Genomic DNA, 17,090 nt, shown 5'->3' on the forward strand with positions numbered 1-17,090 from the left:
AGACTAGGAGCGAGGCAGCCCACGGGTATGGTCCATTCCCATGGGGGAAACATGGGCCACTTTCGGTGTCGACCTGCATCTGGACCGCTCCGGCCCGGGACTGCGCCGCGGCCTCACCGACGCCCTGCGCGAGGCCGTCCGCAGCGGCCGGCTGACCCCCGGCACCCGGCTGCCCTCCTCGCGCTCGCTCGCCGCCGACCTGGGCGTCGCGCGCAACACGGTGGCCGAGGCCTACGCCGACCTGGTCGCCGAGGGCTGGCTCGCCGCCCGCCAGGGATCCGGCACCCGGGTCGCCGACCGGACGCCCGCCGCCCCCGACCGGCGTCCGGCACCGCACCGACGGGAACCGGGCCGGCCCACCTACGACCTCGTCCCCGGCACCCCCGAACTCGCGTCCTTCCCCCGCACCCGGTGGCTGAGGGCGGCCCGCCGCGCCCTGGCCGCCGCCCCCGACCGCGCCCTCGGCTACGGCGACCCCCGCGGCCGGATCGAACTGCGCACCGCGCTCGCCGGCTACCTCTCGCGCGCCCGGGGCGTGCACGCCGACCCCGACCGGATCATCGTGTGCGCCGGCTTCCTGGGCGGACTCGGCATGCTCGCGGAGCTGCTGCGCCGCGGGGGAGCGTGCTCGGTGGCGGTCGAGTCCTACGGCCTGCCCCACCACCGCCGGCTGCTCGGGCGCGCGGGCTGCGACACACCCCCGCTGCCCTTCGACGAGCGCGGCACCCTGCCCCCCGACGGTCCGGCCGCCGCGCGGGCTGTCCTGCTGGCCCCCTCGCACCAGTTCCCGATGGGCCTGCCGCTGCTCCCCGAACGCCGGACGGCGCTGATCGACTGGGCCCGCCGCACCGGCGGACTGATCCTGGAGGACGACTACGACGGCGAGTTCCGCTACGACCGCCAGCCCGTCGGCGCCCTCCAGGGCCTCGACCCCGACCGCGTCGTCTACCTGGGCACCGCCAGCAAGTCCCTCGCCCCCGGGCTGCGCCTGGGCTGGCTGGTGCTGCCGCCGTCGCTCGTCGAGGAGGCCATGGAGCACATGTCCGGCCGCATCCCGGGCGTGCTCGACCAGCTGACCCTCGCCGAGTTCCTCGCCTCCGGCGACTACGACCGGCACGTCCGCGCCGCCCGCCTGCGCTACCGGCGCCGCCGGGACGCCCTGGTCGCCGCCCTCGCCGAGCGCGCGCCCGACGTGCGGGTGACCGGCATCGCCGCCGGCCTGCACGCCGTGCTCCAACTGCCGCCCGGCACCGAGCAGCAGGTCGTCCGCGCCGCCGCCTGGAACGGGCTCGCGGTCCACGGACTGTCCACCTTCCGGCATCCGGAGGCGGCCGTCGCCCCGCTGGACGCCCTCGTCGTCGGCTACGGCACCCCGCCGGACCACGCCTGGGCGGGGGCCCTGGACGCGCTGTGCCGGGCGCTGCCGTAGAGTCCCCCGGCGACGGCCGTACACTCGATCGGCCCAACTGTCGTACCGGAAAGCGGACAACGGGGAGAGACGGACATGGCGGAGACCCGGCGGCGGCTGCGGTCGAGCACCGTGGTGCTCGGCGGCATGGGAGTGCTCGCGGCGGCCCTGAGCGCGTGCGGATCGGATCCCGACCGCCGCTGCGTGGACCGAGACAGCTACGACTACATCTACGGCTACAAGGTGGTGGCCGACAAGAACTGCAAGTCCGGCTCCTCCGGCAGCTCGTACGGCAAGGGCGGCAAGAAGAAGACCGGTTCGTCGAGGACCGTCGACGACGCCGACTGGTACTACGACGCCGACGTCAGCAACGGCTGGGCCGACGGCGGCACCTTCAGCCGCGACGAGGCCGTCGACCGCGGCGGCTTCGGCTGCTCCGGCTCCGGCAGCGGCGGCGGCTGAGGCCGGACCATGGAACGCCGCACGACGGACCCCCGCCCCGGCTGGCAGCAGACCGTCGAGGAGCAGGGACTGATCTACCCCCTGACCCGCTACCCCGACGACTCCCTGCGCCCCTACTGGGACGAGAGCGCCTACTACGTCTTCTCGCTGCCGGAGATCGAGGCGCTGGAGGAGGTCGTCGAGGAACTCCACCGCATGTGCCTGGCGGCGGCCGAACACATCGTCACCGCGAACCGCTTCGCCGACCTCGGCATCACCGACCCCCGCGTCGTCCACGCGGTCACCGAGGCCTGGCACCGCCGCGCCGAACTCCCATCCGTCTACGCCCGCTTCGACCTGCGCTACGACGGCACGGGCCCCGCCAAGCTCCTGGAGTACAACGCGGACACCCCGACCTCCCTCGTCGAGGCCGCGTCCCCGCAGTGGTTCTGGATGGAGGAGCGCTTCCCCGGCGCCGACCAGTGGAACAGCCTCCACGAGCGCCTGATCGACGCCTGGAAGAAGCAGGCCCCCCTCCTCCCGCCCGGCACCCCGCTGTACTTCGCGAACTCCGAGGCCGACGAGCTGGGCGAGGACCTGATGACGGTCGCCTACCTCAAGGAGACCGCCGAGCAGGCCGGTCTGGCCACCGAGTGGATCTCCATGGAGGAGATCGGCTGGGACCGCCTCTCCGGCCGCTTCGTGGACACCAAGCTGCGCTTCGTCCGCAGCATCTTCAAGCTCTACCCCTGGGAGTGGCTCACCACCGACCGCTTCGCCGACCACGTCCTGGACACCCTCGACAACGGCGGCGGCACCGGCACCACCCTGTGGATCGAGCCCGCCTGGAAGATGCTGCTCAGCAACAAGGCCCTCCTGGCGATCCTCTGGGAGCTCTACCCCGACCACCCCAACCTCCTGCCGGCCTACCTCGACGGCCCCCGCGAGCTGGCGCGCACCACCGGCTGGGTCGCCAAGCCCCTCCTGGGCCGCGAGGGCGCCGGTGTCACGATCCACGAGCCGGGCACCGCCCCGACCGCGCGCGACGAACCCTGCTGCTACCAGGCCCTCGCCCCCCTGCCCGACTTCGACGGCAACCGCGTGGTCCTGGGCGCGTGGGTGGTGGAGAACGAGTCGGCGGGCCTGGGCATCAGGGAGTCGAGCGGTCTGGTGACGGACGAATACGCAAGGTTCCTACCCCACGTGATCCTCTAAGGAGCGGCCGGGGGGAACGCCCCTCAAGGGGCGCGGGGCTGTGACATATGCGGCTCCGTCGCGTGGGCGCGACCAGCCACAATGAAGCCGCAGTCCGCGACGGACAACAACCCGGCAGACGCGTTCCGGTACGCTGATCGCGGGCCGTGACTGGCGCGCTGGGATGGACCAACCATCGGGGAGCGGCCCAAGAAGAACAAGTGCCGTGCGCCTGGGCCGTCCGTACCGTGAACGCTGAACGCAACGTCCGGAGGTCCCCATGTCCGCAGATCGCACGCCCGAGTCCGTTGCCTACCGAGCCGCGCTCGACGTCATCCGCACGGTCGAGCCCCGCGTCGCCGACGCCATCGGCCAGGAGGTCGCCGACCAGCGCGAGATGCTCAAGCTGATCGCCTCGGAGAACTACGCCTCCCCGGCCACGCTCCTGGCGATGGGCAACTGGTTCAGCGACAAGTACGCCGAGGGCACCGTCGGCCGCCGCTTCTACGCCGGCTGCCGCAACGTCGACACCGTCGAGTCCCTGGCCGCCGAGCACGCGCGCGAGCTCTTCGGCGCCCGCCACGCCTACGTCCAGCCGCACTCCGGCATCGACGCCAACCTCGTCGCCTTCTGGGCCGTACTCGCCGACCGCGTCGAGGCGCCGTTCCTCCAGAAGACCGGCGCCCGCCAGGTCAACGACCTGACCGACGCCGACTGGGCCGAGCTGCGACGCGCCTTCGGCAACCAGCGGATGCTCGGCATGTCCCTGGACGCCGGCGGCCACCTCACCCACGGCTTCCGCCCGAACATCTCCGGCAAGATGTTCGACCAGCGTTCCTACGGCACCGACCCGGCCACCGGCCTCATCGACTACGAGGCCCTGCGCGCCTCGGCCCGCGAGTTCAAGCCGCTGATCATCGTCGCCGGCTACTCCGCGTACCCGCGGCTGGTGAACTTCCGGATCATGCGTGAGATCGCCGACGAGGTCGGCGCGACGCTGATGGTCGACATGGCGCACTTCGCGGGTCTGGTCGCGGGCAAGGTGCTCACCGGCGACTTCGACCCGGTCCCGCACGCCCAGATCGTCACGACGACCACCCACAAGTCGCTGCGCGGCCCGCGCGGCGGCATGGTCCTGTGCGACGACTCCCTCAAGGACCAGGTCGACCGCGGCTGCCCCATGGTCCTCGGCGGCCCGCTCCCGCACGTCATGGCCGCCAAGGCCGTCGCCCTCGCCGAGGCCCGCCTGCCCGCGTTCCAGGACTACGCCCAGCGCATCGTCGACAACTCCCGCGCCCTCGCCGAGGGCCTGATGCACCGCGGCGCCACCCTCGTCACCGGCGGCACCGACAACCACCTCAACCTGATCGACGTCGCCACCTCCTACGGCCTCACCGGCCGTCAGGCCGAGGCGGCCCTGCTCGACTCCGGCATCGTCACCAACCGCAACGCCATCCCGGCCGACCCGAACGGCGCCTGGTACACCTCCGGCATCCGCATCGGCACCCCGGCGCTGACCACGCGGGGCCTCGGCACGGCGGAGATGGACGAGGTCGCGGGCCTGATCGACCGCGTCCTGACGACCACGGAGCCGGGCACCACGAAGTCGGGCGCCCCCTCGAAGGCGTCGCACGTCCTGGACGAGAAGGTCGCCCAGGAGATCGCGCAGCGCGCGACGGACCTGGTGGCGGGCTTCCCCCTGTACCCGGAAATCGACCTGGGCTGACGGTCGCCGACCAGGGGAACGAGCCTGCGGTGGAACCTGAGAGAATGACGGACATGGCGAATGACCGACCCCGCGTGCTCTCCGGAATCCAGCCGACCGCAGGCTCGTTCCACCTCGGCAACTACCTCGGCGCCGTCCGCCAGTGGGTGGCCCTGCAGGAGACCCACGACGCGTTCTACATGGTCGTCGACCTGCACGCGATCACGGTCCCGCAGGACCCGAAGGACCTGCGGGCCAACACCCGGCTCGCCACCGCCCAGCTTCTTGCCGCCGGACTGGACCCGGACCGCTGCACGCTCTTCGTCCAGAGCCACGTCCCCGAGCACGCCCAGCTCGCCTGGGTCATGAACTGCCTCACCGGCTTCGGCGAGGCCAGCCGTATGACCCAGTTCAAGGACAAGTCCGCCAAGCAGGGCGCCGACCGCGCCTCCGTCGGCCTGTTCACGTACCCGGTCCTCCAGGTCGCCGACATCCTGCTCTACCAGGCCAACGAGGTCCCCGTCGGCGAGGACCAGCGCCAGCACATCGAGCTCACCCGCGACCTCGCCGAGCGCTTCAACGGCCGCTACGGCGAGACCTTCACCGTGCCGTCGCCGTACATCCTCAAGGAGACGGCGAAGATCTACGACCTCCAGGACCCGTCGATCAAGATGAGCAAGTCGGCGTCCACGCCGAAGGGCCTGATCAACCTCCTGGACGAGCCGAAGACCACCGCGAAGAAGGTCAAGAGCGCCGTCACCGACACGGACACCGTGATCCGCTTCGACCCGGAGAACAAGCCGGGCGTCAGCAACCTCCTCTCGATCTACTCGACCCTCACCGGGGCGGACGTCACCGAGCTGGAGGAGAAGTACGCCGGCAAGGGCTACGGAGCGCTCAAGACGGACCTCGCCGAGGTCATGGTCGAGTTCGTGTCCCCCTTCCGGGAGCGCACCCAGCAGTACCTGGACGACCCGGAGACGCTCGACTCGATCCTGGCCAAGGGCGCGGAGAAGGCACGTGCCGTCGCCGCGGAGACCCTCGCCCGGACGTACGACATGGTGGGATTCCTGCCCGCCAAGCACTGACGGCCCGGCCGCCCCGACCACCGGCTCGGCACCCCCGTGCGCCCCGGCACGCCGCCGTAGCGCTGCACATCACTCCGGTTGCGCCTGCCCCGGGCACGGTCGTGGCCGTACAGTCGATATCCGGGTGTCCGACACAGTGACATCCACCGAGTGACACGTAACGACAGGAGACGACGTGGGGACCGTAACGATCGGCGTGTCGATCGCGGTCCCGGAGCCACACGGCAGCAAGCTCCAGCAGCTGCGCGCGGGCTTCGGCGACGCCGCTGCTCACGGCATCCCCACGCATGTCACCCTGCTGCCGCCGACCGAGGTCGACGGCGCCGCGCTGCCCGCGATCGAGGCGCATCTGGCGGAGGTGGCGGCGCGCGGCCGGCCCTTTCCGATGCGGCTGTGCGGCACCGGCACCTTCCGGCCCCTGTCGCCCGTGGTCTTCGTCCAGGTGGTCGAGGGCGCCGCGGCCTGCGCCTGGCTGCAGAAGCGGGTGCGCGACGCGTCCGGACCGGTGGCGCGCGAGCTGCAGTTCCCGTACCACCCGCACGTCACGGTGGCGCACGGCATCGAGGAGGCGGCGATGGACCGCGCCTTCGAGGAGCTGTCCGACTACGAGGCCCAGTGGCCCTGCACCGGCTTCGCGCTCTACGAGCAGGGCCCCGACGGGGTGTGGCGCAAGCTGCGCGAGTTCCCCTTCGGCAGTGCGGTGGTGCCCCCGCAGTCGGGACGCGTGGAGAGCGGCTCCGTCCCCACGCGGTAGGACCACCGGTGGGCCCCGCCGGGCGGGCCTCACATCGGCAGGCGTCGGAACACCGGCCGCGGCAGATGCCGCAGCGCCGACATCACCACGCGCAGCGCGCCCGGCACCCACACCGTCTCCGAGCGCCGCCGCAGCCCCAGCTCGATGGCCGTGGCGACCGCCTCGGGCGTCGTCGCGAACGGCGCCTCCTCCAGCCCGGCGGTCATCCGCGACCGCACGAACCCGGGGCGTACGACCATGACGTGCACGCCGGTGCCGTGCAGGGCGTCGCCCAGGCCCTGGGCGAAGGCGTCCAGGCCGGCCTTGCTGGAGCCGTAGATGAAGTTGGCGCGGCGGGCCCGCTCACCGGCCACGGAGGAGAGCACCACCAGGGAGCCGTGGCCCTGGGTCTGGAGCGCGCGGGCGCTCACCAGGCCCGCCGAGACCGCGCCGGTGTAGTTGGTCTGCGCGACCCGTACGGCGTTCAGCGGCTCGCGCTCGTCGTGGGCCTGGTCGCCGAGGATGCCGAAGGCGAGCAGCACCAGGTCGATGTCGCCCTCGGCGAAGACCTTGCCGAGCGCCGCCTCGTGGGACCCGGGGTCGAGCGCGTCGAAGGCGACGGTACGCACCTCGGCGCCGAGGCCGCGCAGCTGCTCGGCGGCCGCGTCCAGGGCGGGGGAGGGGCGGCCGGCCAGCCACACCGTGCGGGTGCGGCGGGCGACCAGCCGGCGCGCGGTGGCCAGCGCGATCTCGGACGTACCGCCGAGGACGAGCAGGGACTGGGGGAGACCGAAGGCGTCCTTCACGACAGCTCCAGAGGGGTCAGAGGGCGAGACGGCGGGCCAGGTCGGACACGAACACCCCGCGCGGGTCCAGCTCCGCGCGCAGGGCGCGGAAGTCGTCCAGGCGCGGGTACATCGCGGCGAGCAGCTCGGGCCGCAGCCGGGAGTCCTTGGCGAGGTAGACCCGGCCGCCGGCCTCCGCGACCTCCTCGTCGAGACCGTCGAGGAAGGCGGCGAGGCCCGGCAGGCCGGCCGGGATGTCCAGGGCGAGGGTCCAGCCGGGCACGGGGAAGGAGAGCCAGCCCGGGTCGGCGTCCCCGAACCGCTTGAGGACCGCCAGGAACGACGGGCAGCGGTGCTCCGAGATGCGCCGCACGATTCGCCGCAGGGCGTCCTCCCTGCCCGGTCCGACCACGAACTGGTACTGCACGAAGCCGCCCCGGCCGTAGATCCGGTTCCAGTGCGGGACGCCGTCCAGGGGGTGGAAGAAGGTGGAGATCCGTTGGAGCCGGCCCCGGCTGAGGCGGGGGGCCTTGCGGTACCAGAGCTCGTTGAAGAGCCCCACCGTCGTCCGGCCGAGCAGCCCGTCCGGCACGAGGTCGGGGGCGGCCGGGAGGCGGGAGGTGCGGAAGGCCAGCGGCTCCCGCCTCGTGCGCGTGCCGGCGGGCAGCGCGTCCAGCGGGGCGTGGTCGCCGCGGGTGAGCACCGCGCGGCCGGTCGCCGCGCCGCGGGCGAGGAGGTCGATCCAGGCGACCGAGTAGCGGTAGCGGTGGTCGGTGGCCGTCAGGCGGGCCATCAGGTCGTCCAGGTCGGTGGCGCGCTCGGTGTCGACCGACATCAGCGCCGTCTCGACCGGCTGGAGCCGCACGGTCGCGGTGAGGATCACACCGGTCAGGCCCATGCCGCCGGCGGTCGCGTCGAACAGCGGCGTGCCCCGCGTCACGGTCCGCACCCGGCCGTCGGCGGTGAGCAGCTCCAGGGAGAGGACGTGGCGGGCGAAGGACCCGGACACATGATGGTTCTTGCCGTGGATGTCGGCGCCGATCGCCCCGCCGACCGTCACGTAGCGGGTGCCGGGCGTCACCGGCACGAACCAGCCGAGCGGCAGCAGGACCTGCATCAGCCGGTGCAGGGAGACCCCCGCGTCGCACAGCACGGTGCCGCCGTCGGCGTCGACGGCGTGGATGCGGTCCAGGCCCGTCATGTCCAGAACGGCACCGCCCGCGTTCTGCGCGGCGTCCCCGTACGCCCGCCCCAGGCCCCGCGGGATGCCGCCGCGCGGCCCGCAGGCACGCACCGCGTCGGCGGCCTCCTGGTACGTCCGGGGGCGGATCAGCCGGGCGGCGGTGGGCGCGGTGCGGCCCCAGCCGGTCACGGTGCCCCATACGGCGGCGGGGCCCGCTGCGTCGCGGGGGCCCCGTTCGGGGGCGGGAGCGGTGTCGGCGGGCATGTCGGCGACCGTAGTGCCCTTAAGTGATCGATTAGTTCTAAAACTTCCCAGCCGTCACTGAAACGGGTGATTAATGGTATGTCGCTCGATGATGCCCGACTTCCGGCGCCGTCGGGGTGAACAGTGACTCCACATGGACCACCTCGACGACATGGACCACCGGATCGTGACGGCCCTCAGAGCCTGCGGCACGGACCCGCGCGTGGCCGGTGCCGCGCGTGCCCTGTCCTGGGCCGGGGAACACGGGGCGCTGTGGCTCGGGGCGGGCCTCGCCGCGGCCGCCGTGGACGGCGGGCGGCGCGGGGCGTGGCTGCGCGGCACCGCCCTCACCGCGGGCGCGCACCTGGTCAGCATGGGGGTGAAGCGGGTCGTACGCCGGCCGCGCCCGGCGCACGTCGAACCGCTGGTCCGCACCGCCGGCCGGCACTCCTTCCCCAGCTCCCACGCCACCTCGGCCGCGGCCGCCGCCGTGGCCTTCGGCGCCCTCGGCGTCCACGCCGCCTGGCCGGTCGCCGCCGCGGTGTGCGTCTCCCGGCTGGTCGTCGGCGTCCACTACCCCTCCGACGTGGTCGCCGGCGCCGCCCTGGGTGCGCTCACCGCCCGGCTCGGCGCCCCCTGGATGCGCGGAGGCACCCCGTGACCGACACGGCCGTTCTGCGGCAACGCGCCGCCGGACAGCAGCAGAAGCCCGCGCCGCCGGGCGGAAGGGGACTCCTGGCGGGCCTGCTCAGGACCGCCCGCCCCCGACAGTGGGTCAAGAACGTCCTGGTCGTCGCCGCCCCGGCCGCGGCCGGCGAGTTGTTCTCCCGGCACGCCCTCGCTCAACTCGGCCTGGTCTTCGTCCTCTTCACCGCCTGCGCCGCAGCCGTCTACCTCGTCAACGACGCCCGCGACGCCGAGGCCGACCGCGCCCACCCGGTCAAGCGGCACCGCCCGGTCGCCGCCGGGCAGGTCCCGGTGCCGGTCGCCTACGCCGTCGGCGCCGCCCTGGGCGTCCTCGCACCCCTCCTCGCCGCCCGGCTGTGCCCGCCGGCCGTCGCCGCCCTGCTGACCGCCTACCTCGCGATGCAACTGGCGTACTGCATCAGCCTCAAGCACGTCCTGGTCGTCGACCTCGCCGTCGTCACCACCGGCTTCCTCATGCGGGCGATGGTGGGCGGGCTCGCGCTCGGCATCCCCCTGTCGCGCTGGTTCCTCATCACCACCGGCTTCGGCGCGCTGTTCATGGTCTCCGCCAAGCGCTACTCCGAGGCCGTGCAGATGTCCGGGACGGCCGGTGCCACCCGCGCGCTGCTCACCGAGTACACCACCGGCTACCTCCGCTTCGTCTGGCAGCTCGCCGCCGGCGTCGCCGTCCTCGGCTACTGCCTGTGGGCCATGGAGGAGGGCGGCGTCCCGCACACCAGCGTGCTGCCCTGGCGTCAGCTGTCCATGGTCGCCTTCGTCCTGGCCGTCCTCAGATACGCCGTCTTCGCCGACCGCGGCACCGCGGGCGAACCCGAGGACGTCGTCCTGAGCGACCGGCCGCTCGCGCTGATCGGCGTGGTGTGGATGGCGATGTACGGCCTGGCGGTGGCCAATTGGTAGGCGGCGGACGTTCGGGAGTCGGCGACCGCCCCCCGGGCGCCCGGCGCGAACTGATCGGCTTCGCCTCCGTCGGACTGCTCGCCTACGCCGTCGACCTCGCCCTCTTCACGGCCCTGCGCGGTCCGGCCGGACTCGACCCGCTCACCGCCAAGGCCCTGTCCTTCGTCGCCGGCTGCTCCGTGGCGTACGCGGGCAACGCGCTCGGCACCTACCGGCACACCCGCCCGCCCGGTCTGCGCGCGTACGCCGTGTTCTTCGCGGTGAACGTCGCCGGTGCCGCCGTACAGCTGCTGTGCCTGGCCGTCAGCCACTACGGCCTCGGCCTCACCTCGCAGCGTGCCGACACCGTCTCCGGCGCCGGAATCGGCATGGCCCTGGCCACCCTCCTGCGTTTCTGGGGCACAAGAACACTGGTCTTCCGCACCGGGGAGACCGCCGGCCGACCGCCGGGATCACCAACCGAGCGGACCGGGGGCAGAGTCGGATCATGGACTGGCTGAAGAAGCTCCCCGTCGTGGGGCCGTGGATGGCACGGCTGATGACCACGCACGCGTGGCGTTCGTACGAGCGACTGGACCGGGTGAAGTGGACGCGGCTGGCCGCCGCCATGACCTTCACCAGCTTCGTCGCGCTCTTCCCGCTGCTCAGCCTGGCCGCCGCCGTCGCCGCCGCCACGCTCAGCAAGGACCAGCAGGACCAGCTCCAGGACAAGCTCGCCGAGCAGATCCCCGGCATCTCCGACCAGCTGAACATCCAGGGCCTGATCGACAACGCCGGCACCGTCGGCCTCATCTCCGGCGCCCTGCTCCTGTTCACCGGCATGGGCTGGGTGGAGGCCACCCGGGGCTGTCTGCGCGCCGTGTGGGAGCTGCCCGACGAGGAGGAGAACCCGGTCCTGCACCGGGCCAAGGACGCGGGTGTCCTCGTCGGTCTCGGCGGCGCGCTCCTGGTCACCGTCGGCATCTCCACCGTCGCCTCGGCGCTCGTCGGCTGGATCATCCGCCAACTGGGCCTCACCGGGGGCGGCGTCGGCGGCGTCCTGCTCTACGTCGCCGCGTTCGCCGTCGCCGTGCTCGCCGACTTCCTCGTGCTCCTGTACGCCCTCACCCTGCTCCCCGGTGTCGAGCCCTCGCGCCGCCGCCTGCTGGTGGCCGCGCTGATCGGGGCCATCGGCTTCGAGCTGCTGAAGCTGCTGCTGAGCGGCTATATGCAGGGCGTCGCCTCGAAGAGCATGTACGGCGCCTTCGGCGTCCCCGTCGCCCTGCTGCTGTGGATCAACTTCACCTCGAAGCTGGTGCTGTTCTGCGCGTCCTGGACGGCGACGGGGAGCAAGGAACAAGAGGTCGGCGAGGAATCCGGGGAGCAGGACGTCACGGACGCGTCCGGCGACGGACCAGCTCCGGGAGCGGCCACCTCCGGTTGATCAGGAACGCGCCGCCCGCGAGCAGGACCAGCACGCCCGCGGTGATGCCCGCGGCGACACCGACGCCGCCGGTGCCGCCCGCGGCCGGGGCACCCGCCACCGGCTGCACGCCCGCCGCGCCCTTCCCCGTGCCGCCGGCCTGACCGGTGCCGCTCGCACCGGCCGAGGGGCTCGCCTGGGCGGCGCTCTTCGGCCGCACCAGCTCACCCACCGGACGCGTCTTGCCGATCGCCTTGAAACCCCAGTCGAACAGGCGGGCGGTCTCCTTGTAGACCTCGTTGTGCTCGTTCTTCGCCGGGTTCATGACCGTGACGAGCAGCACCTTGCCGTTCTGTTCGGCGACGCCGGTGAAGGTGGAGCCGGCGTTGGTGGTGTTGCCGTTCTTCACGCCCGCGATGCCCGGATAGACGTCGACGTCCGAGTCGCCGGACAGCAGGCGGTTGGTGTTCTGTATCTCGAAGGACTCGCGGGACGTCTTGCCCTTCTTGTCCTTCTTCGTCTCGCCCGGGAACTTCGCGCGGACCGTCGAGGCGTACTCGCGGAAGTCCTTCTTCTGCAGCCCGGAGCGGGCGATCAGCGTCAGGTCGTACGCGGAGGAGACCTGGCCCGGCGCGTCGTAGCCGTCGGGGCTGACCACCTCGGTGTCGAGGGCCTGGAGCTCGTCGGCGTGCTCGTTCATCTCCCGCACGGTGTTCCCGACGCCGCCGTTCATGGCGGACAGCACGTGCACGGCGTCGTTGCCGGAGCGCAGGAACACGCCGAGCCACAGGTCGTGGACGGTGTAGGTCTCCTCCTCCTTGACGCCGACCATGCTGGAGCCCGCGCCGATGCCCGCGAGGTCGGAGGGGACGACCTTGTGCCGGGTCGTCTTCGGCCACTTCGGCAGCAGTGTGTCGGCGAACAGCATCTTCAGCGTGCTCGCCGGGGCCAGGTGCCAGTGCGCGTTGTGCGCGGCGAGCACGTCGCCGGACTCGGCGTCGGCCACGATCCACGAGCGGGCGGTGAGGTCCTTCGGCAGCACCGGCGCCCCACCCGCCAGGTCCACCTGCGTCCCCGGCTGCCCGAGCCGCGCGCCGCCCACCGTCGACATCTTGGCGGGCGGGGTGACCGAAGGGCTCGCCGAGGGGCTCGCCGTGGGGCTCGGGGCGGCGAGCGCGGCCGGCGAGAGGACGGCGAGAGAGGTCAGGACGGCGGAGGTGACCGACAGGGCTCGCCTGACGGTCTTCTTGGCTGCGGGCACGACCGAGAACGTACCTCCCGACACCGACGCGCTCCCACCCCCGTCCCCACCCCGCGCACGGATCCGGACACCAGGCGGAGATACTGAAACCATGAAGCTCAGCCGCCCCGTCTCCTGGTTCCTGCTCGCCTTCGGGGTGTGGAGCTGGATCATCTGGATCACTTTCGTCAAAAACCTGGTCAAGGACGGCAGCGGGCTCGCCTTCGAGGACGGCGATCCCACGGCGTACTTCTGGGTGCATCTGCTGCTCGCCGTCGTCTCCTTCGTATTGGGGACGGTCATCGGGGTCGTCGGGTTGCGCGGACTGCGCGCACTGCGTCGAAAGCCATAGGCGTCGCGGACGTCACAACTGAGGGGATACGACGGCATGGTGGTCGTCTTCGCGCTCGTCGCGCTGGCCGTGGTGAGCGTGGTGGCCGCGGCGAACTGGTATGTGTGGCGGCGGTTGTTCCGCGACACGACCCGGGGGCCCGGCCCCGTGCGCCGTATCGGCGCGGTGGTGATCGCCGGCGGCTGGGCGCTGGCGGTGGGTGCGCTGGTCGCCGAGCGCGCGGGGGCTCCCTTCTGGCTCCAGCGCGTCCTGGCCTGGCCCGGCTTCCTGTGGCTGGCGCTGTCGATCTACCTGCTGCTGGCGGTGCTGGCGGGCGAGGTCGTACGCCCGCTGCTGCGGCGGCTGCTGGAGCGCCGGGCGGCCGCGCGGCAGGCCGAGGCGGAGCCGGAGCCCGAGGCGGCCCCGGCCGCGGACACGGCGCGCATACCCGCCGGGACGGCCCCGGCCAAGTCGCCCCGGACACCTGAGGCGCCTGCGGCCTCCAAGGCGCCCGAGGCACCTGAGACGCCCGAGGCCCCGGACACCGGCGCCACCGCCCCCGGCGCCACCCCCGCGAGCCCCCTCGCGCTCCCCTCTCGCCGTCTCTTCGTCTCCCGCGTCGTCGCCGGTGCCGCAGCCGCGGCGGCCGTCGGGACGGTCGGCTACGGCACGTACGGTGTGCTGAGCGGCCCGAAGGTGAAGCGGGTCACCGTGCCGCTGGCCAAGCTGCCGCGCGCCGCGCACGGCTTCCGCATCGCCGTGGTCAGCGACATCCACCTCGGTCCGGTGCTCGGCCGGGGCTTCGCGCAGACGGTCGTGGACACGATCAACTCCACGCAGCCCGACCTCATCGCCGTCGTCGGCGACCTGGTGGACGGCAGTGTGAAGGACCTCGGCCCGGCGGCGGCCCCGCTGGCCCAGCTCAGGGCCCGGCACGGCGCGTACTTCGTCACCGGCAACCACGAGTACTTCTCCGGTGCCGAACAGTGGGTCGCCGAGGTGCGGCGCCTCGGCCTGATCCCGCTGGAGAACACCCGCACCGAGCTGCCCCACTTCGACCTCGCCGGCGTCAACGACGTGGCGGGCGAGGACGAGGGCCAGGGCCCCGACTACGCCCGTGCCCTCGGCGACCGGGACCGCGCCCGCGCGTGCGTGCTGCTCGCCCACCAGCCGGTGCAGATCCACGACGCCGTCGACCACGGCGTCGACCTCCAGCTCTCCGGCCACACCCACGGTGGCCAGCTCTGGCCCGGCAACCTCATCGCGGGCGCCGCCAACCCGACGCTCGCGGGCCTGGAGCGCTACGGCGACACCCAGCTGTACGTCAGCCGCGGCGCGGGCGCCTGGGGCCCGCCCACCCGCGTGGGGGCGCCCTCGGACATCACGGTGATCGAGCTGGCGTCCCGTCAGGCCTGACGGGCGGACTTCCCGGTCGCCGGGTCGGGCAGCGCCTTCGTCATCCCGGGCAGGAAGTCCGTGAACAGCTCGTGCACCTCGCGCACCAGGGGCCGCAGCACCCGGAACCGGGCCAGCGCGACGCCCCGCGCGGTGAGCCGGGCGCCGCGTTCGGCGAGGCGGTAGCTGCGCTCGCGGCCCTCGGTGCGGTCGAAGATCCAGTACAGGACGAGGCCCATCTGCGAGAGCCACATCAGCTCGGGCAGGATGTCCCGCAGGTCCTCGGGCACCTTGGTCTTCGCCCCGGCGAGCACCGTCCGGTGGATGCTGATGGCCTCCACGCGCGCGTGCTCCGACTCCGGGGAGAACGGGCTGAGCGGGCTGTCCGGGTCGGCGGCGTTCTTGAAGAACTGCACCGCGAACTCGTGGTACGGCGTCGCGATGTCCAGCCAGACCTTCAGCACGCCCGCCAGCCGCGCCTCCAGGTCGGTCTCCTTGGCCAGCACCTCGCGGACCGCCGCCTGGTGCTCGGCGGCGATCCGGTCGTAGAAGCCCTGGATCAGGTGCTCCTTGCCGGCGAAGTAGTAGTACGCGTTGCCGACGGAGACCCCGGCCTCCTGGGCGATGGCCCGCATCGTCGTCCGGTCGTATCCGCGTTCCTGGAACAGCCGCATGGCCGTCTCCAGGATCAGCGCGCGGGTCTGCTCGGACTTGCTGAGGGGGGCTCCGTCGTCGGGGCCGTCGTTGGTCGCAGGCACAGGAGCAGAGCCTAACGAGTGGCGCAGGCGCCGTCGTCACAGCCGGGCCCGGTGTACATCCAGCCGAGCCCCGGCTCGTACGCCCACCCGTCGGCCCGGCGGTACCCGTTGCCGCCCCACCGCTGCTGTCCGCCCCGCCACTTCGCGGCGGCCAGGACGGCTCCGCGGGCCAGCACGGCACCCGTGGGCGTACTGAGCCGGTGGGCGAGCCTGCGGTACCTGCGCAGCGCCCACAGGACGACGACCCAGGCGGCGGCGCCGCGGTAGACCTGCCCGGCGTCGCCCACGGCGGTGACCTCGTCGAGGGTGGCCGCGTGGTCGAGGCCGGGGAAGCGCCTGCGCGCGTCGTCCGACGCGGCCGGGACCAGCTCCAGCGGCACCAGCCGCGGCTGCCGCAGCAGCCAGTCCCGTACGTGCGTGCACAGGGAGCACTCGGCGTCGTAGAGGACGGTGAGCCGGCGCACGGGGGCGCCGGCCGTCGTCCCGGGAGCGGGAGTCATCGGCTCAGGCCCCGGCCGTCGGGGCCACCCAGCCCTGCGGCGGGACCGGCGGCACCTGCTCCCGCTCCATCATTCCGCGCCGCCGGATCTTGTTGAGCACGTACACGTTGCCCAGGTGCATCACGCCGAGCACCAGCAGCACCACGCCCAGCTTGGTCGAGAGCGCCTCGAAGATCCCCCGGGTGTCGGTGATGGTGTCGTCGCCGCTCAGGTAGAGGGCGACGAAGCCGAGGTTGACGAGGTAGAAGCCGACCACCAGGAGGTGGTTGACGGCGTCGGCGAGCTTCTCGTTGCCGTGCAGGACGTCGGCCAGGAAGACGCGGCCGTTGCGGCTGAGCGTGCGGGCCACCCAGACGGTCAGACCGATGCTGACGACCAGGTAGATGACGTAGGCGATGACGGTGCGGTCCATGCCCCACCCCTTCTTGAACGCGTTCAAAACGCTGACAGGACTGACTGTAGACCTGCTTTTGAACGTGTTCAACTCGTCGGGGGAGTGGTGCGCGTCACGGGCAGGGGCCTCAGGGGCGGCGGCCCAGCTCCGGGCGCTTGGTGTAGTCCGTCAGGCCGATGACGTTGCCCCAGGGGTCGGCGAACTCGACGGTCCAGCCGGTGGCCACGGGGAACGGCTCGTCCAGCGGCGGCACCCCCGCCTCGCGCAGGGCGCGGGCCGCCTCGCGGGCGTCGGTCACCTCCAGCCACACCCGCGTGGAGGGCCACATGGGCGGCTGCCGCCCGAACTCCTCCTCCGCCCGCAGCAGCAGCCCCGGTGTCTCGCCGCCCACCTTCAGCAGCGCGATCCCGGCCTCGTCGAGCCGGTAGGCGACCGGGAAGCCGACCCGCTCGTAGAACCCGACGGCCTCACCGAGGTCCCCGACGGGCAGCAGTACGTTGTCGAACCCGAGCAGTTCGTACGATTCGTCATCTGACATGGCGTCAGGCTAGGACGATGAGTGCCCGGAACGGCTGATGGTCGGGCCGAGCCCGCTGCGGGCTTACGCCGTCCGGCCGCAGGAACGCCCCAGGAACGACGTAGGAACGCCGCAGGGCCCCGTCTCCATGGGATCCATGGGAAA

The 17,090-nt window shown here is 72.7% G+C and carries 19 protein-coding genes and 1 riboswitch; of the genes, 12 read left to right on the plus strand and 7 right to left on the minus strand.

All coding sequences use genetic code 11. The features are described from left to right. Positions 1-40 precede the first annotated feature (40 nt). The 6 genes from ACIGO6_RS22740 (at position 41) to ACIGO6_RS22765 (ending at position 6,590) form a co-directional block, all read left to right on the plus strand. Positions 41-1,429: a PLP-dependent aminotransferase family protein gene (locus tag ACIGO6_RS22740; RefSeq protein ID WP_399878883.1), complete on the plus strand. Its 1,389-nt coding sequence runs from the start codon at positions 41-43 to the stop codon at positions 1,427-1,429. Positions 1,430-1,504: 75 nt separating this feature from the next. Further along, positions 1,505-1,870 carry a hypothetical protein gene (locus tag ACIGO6_RS22745; RefSeq protein WP_399878885.1) on the plus strand — a complete coding sequence of 122 codons (366 nt, stop codon included), beginning with the start codon at positions 1,505-1,507 and terminating at the stop codon, positions 1,868-1,870. Positions 1,871-1,879: 9 nt separating this feature from the next. Next, positions 1,880-3,064, plus strand: a complete 1,185-nt coding sequence (locus tag ACIGO6_RS22750) for a glutathionylspermidine synthase family protein (protein WP_399878887.1) — start codon at positions 1,880-1,882, stop codon at positions 3,062-3,064. A 136-nt stretch (positions 3,065-3,200) separates the two neighbouring features. Further along, positions 3,201-3,288, plus strand: a riboswitch (ZMP/ZTP riboswitch). 35 nt (positions 3,289-3,323) lie between these two features. Continuing rightward, the gene (locus tag ACIGO6_RS22755; protein WP_399878889.1) at positions 3,324-4,769 is read left to right on the plus strand and encodes a glycine hydroxymethyltransferase; all 1,446 of its coding nucleotides are present in this window, start codon (positions 3,324-3,326) and stop codon (positions 4,767-4,769) included. 53 nt (positions 4,770-4,822) lie between these two features. Further along, positions 4,823-5,836 (plus strand): tryptophan--tRNA ligase, encoded by a 1,014-nt coding sequence (gene trpS / locus ACIGO6_RS22760; protein ID WP_399878891.1) that lies wholly within the window; start codon positions 4,823-4,825, stop codon positions 5,834-5,836. A gap of 175 nt (positions 5,837-6,011) precedes the next feature. After that, complete coding sequence (locus tag ACIGO6_RS22765) at positions 6,012-6,590, plus strand: 2'-5' RNA ligase family protein (protein ID WP_399878893.1); 579 nt, start codon at positions 6,012-6,014, stop codon at positions 6,588-6,590. A 29-nt stretch (positions 6,591-6,619) separates the two neighbouring features. Here ACIGO6_RS22765 and ACIGO6_RS22770 read toward each other — a convergent pair whose 3' ends face one another. After that, entirely contained in the window at positions 6,620-7,375 is a 756-nt protein-coding gene (locus ACIGO6_RS22770) for a decaprenylphospho-beta-D-erythro-pentofuranosid-2-ulose 2-reductase (RefSeq protein ID WP_399878895.1), read from the minus strand. Positions 7,376-7,391: 16 nt separating this feature from the next. Further along, entirely contained in the window at positions 7,392-8,801 is a 1,410-nt protein-coding gene (locus ACIGO6_RS22775; protein ID WP_399878897.1) for an FAD-binding protein, read from the minus strand. Between the two features lie 133 nt (positions 8,802-8,934). Here ACIGO6_RS22775 and ACIGO6_RS22780 point away from each other — a divergent pair, with 133 nt between their 5' ends. The 4 genes from ACIGO6_RS22780 to ACIGO6_RS22795 are packed head-to-tail and all read left to right on the plus strand — an operon-like array spanning position 8,935 to position 11,811. Then, positions 8,935-9,441 carry a phosphatase PAP2 family protein gene (locus tag ACIGO6_RS22780; protein ID WP_399878899.1) on the plus strand — a complete coding sequence of 169 codons (507 nt, stop codon included), beginning with the start codon at positions 8,935-8,937 and terminating at the stop codon, positions 9,439-9,441. After that, positions 9,438-10,388 (plus strand): decaprenyl-phosphate phosphoribosyltransferase, encoded by a 951-nt coding sequence (locus ACIGO6_RS22785; RefSeq protein WP_399878901.1) that lies wholly within the window; start codon positions 9,438-9,440, stop codon positions 10,386-10,388. Before ACIGO6_RS22780 ends, ACIGO6_RS22785 begins: the two co-directional genes overlap by 4 nt. Beyond that, positions 10,382-10,888, plus strand: coding sequence for a GtrA family protein (locus ACIGO6_RS22790; protein ID WP_399878903.1), 507 nt, complete (start codon positions 10,382-10,384; stop codon positions 10,886-10,888). The genes ACIGO6_RS22785 and ACIGO6_RS22790 overlap by 7 nt, the downstream gene beginning before the upstream one ends. Beyond that, positions 10,876-11,811 carry a YihY/virulence factor BrkB family protein gene (locus ACIGO6_RS22795; RefSeq protein WP_399878905.1) on the plus strand — a complete coding sequence of 312 codons (936 nt, stop codon included), beginning with the start codon at positions 10,876-10,878 and terminating at the stop codon, positions 11,809-11,811. The genes ACIGO6_RS22790 and ACIGO6_RS22795 overlap by 13 nt, the downstream gene beginning before the upstream one ends. On the opposite strand, the gene ACIGO6_RS22800 is transcribed toward ACIGO6_RS22795, so the two are convergent. Then, on the minus strand, positions 11,759-13,051 hold the full coding sequence (locus ACIGO6_RS22800; protein WP_399878907.1) for a D-alanyl-D-alanine carboxypeptidase family protein: 1,293 nt from the start codon (positions 13,049-13,051) through the stop codon (positions 11,759-11,761). The two genes, ACIGO6_RS22795 and ACIGO6_RS22800, sit on opposite strands and share 53 nt — an antisense overlap. A 91-nt stretch (positions 13,052-13,142) precedes the next feature. On the opposite strand from ACIGO6_RS22800, the gene ACIGO6_RS22805 reads away from it, so the two are divergent. Both ACIGO6_RS22805 and ACIGO6_RS22810 read left to right on the plus strand, forming a co-directional pair. Next, entirely contained in the window at positions 13,143-13,382 is a 240-nt protein-coding gene (locus ACIGO6_RS22805; RefSeq protein ID WP_399878909.1) for an SCO4848 family membrane protein, read from the plus strand. A 36-nt stretch (positions 13,383-13,418) separates the two neighbouring features. Then, positions 13,419-14,777, plus strand: coding sequence for a metallophosphoesterase (locus ACIGO6_RS22810; protein ID WP_399878910.1), 1,359 nt, complete (start codon positions 13,419-13,421; stop codon positions 14,775-14,777). Here the strand turns inward: ACIGO6_RS22810 and ACIGO6_RS22815 are convergent. The 4 genes from ACIGO6_RS22815 to ACIGO6_RS22830 all read right to left on the minus strand — a co-directional run bounded on the left by ACIGO6_RS22815 (position 14,768) and on the right by ACIGO6_RS22830 (position 16,946). Next, positions 14,768-15,514 (minus strand): TetR/AcrR family transcriptional regulator, encoded by a 747-nt coding sequence (locus ACIGO6_RS22815; protein WP_399878912.1) that lies wholly within the window; start codon positions 15,512-15,514, stop codon positions 14,768-14,770. The genes ACIGO6_RS22810 and ACIGO6_RS22815 overlap by 10 nt on opposite strands. An 11-nt stretch (positions 15,515-15,525) precedes the next feature. Then, positions 15,526-16,014 (minus strand): thiol-disulfide oxidoreductase DCC family protein, encoded by a 489-nt coding sequence (locus tag ACIGO6_RS22820; RefSeq protein ID WP_399878914.1) that lies wholly within the window; start codon positions 16,012-16,014, stop codon positions 15,526-15,528. A gap of 4 nt (positions 16,015-16,018) precedes the next feature. Continuing rightward, positions 16,019-16,426 (minus strand): hypothetical protein, encoded by a 408-nt coding sequence (locus tag ACIGO6_RS22825; RefSeq protein ID WP_399878915.1) that lies wholly within the window; start codon positions 16,424-16,426, stop codon positions 16,019-16,021. Between the two features lie 109 nt (positions 16,427-16,535). Then, the gene (locus ACIGO6_RS22830; protein ID WP_399878917.1) at positions 16,536-16,946 is read right to left on the minus strand and encodes a VOC family protein; all 411 of its coding nucleotides are present in this window, start codon (positions 16,944-16,946) and stop codon (positions 16,536-16,538) included. Positions 16,947-17,090 lie beyond the last annotated feature (144 nt).

It is taken from the genome of Streptomyces sp. NPDC053750, assembly GCF_044544295.1.
Lineage (GTDB): Bacteria > Actinomycetota > Actinomycetes > Streptomycetales > Streptomycetaceae > Streptomyces.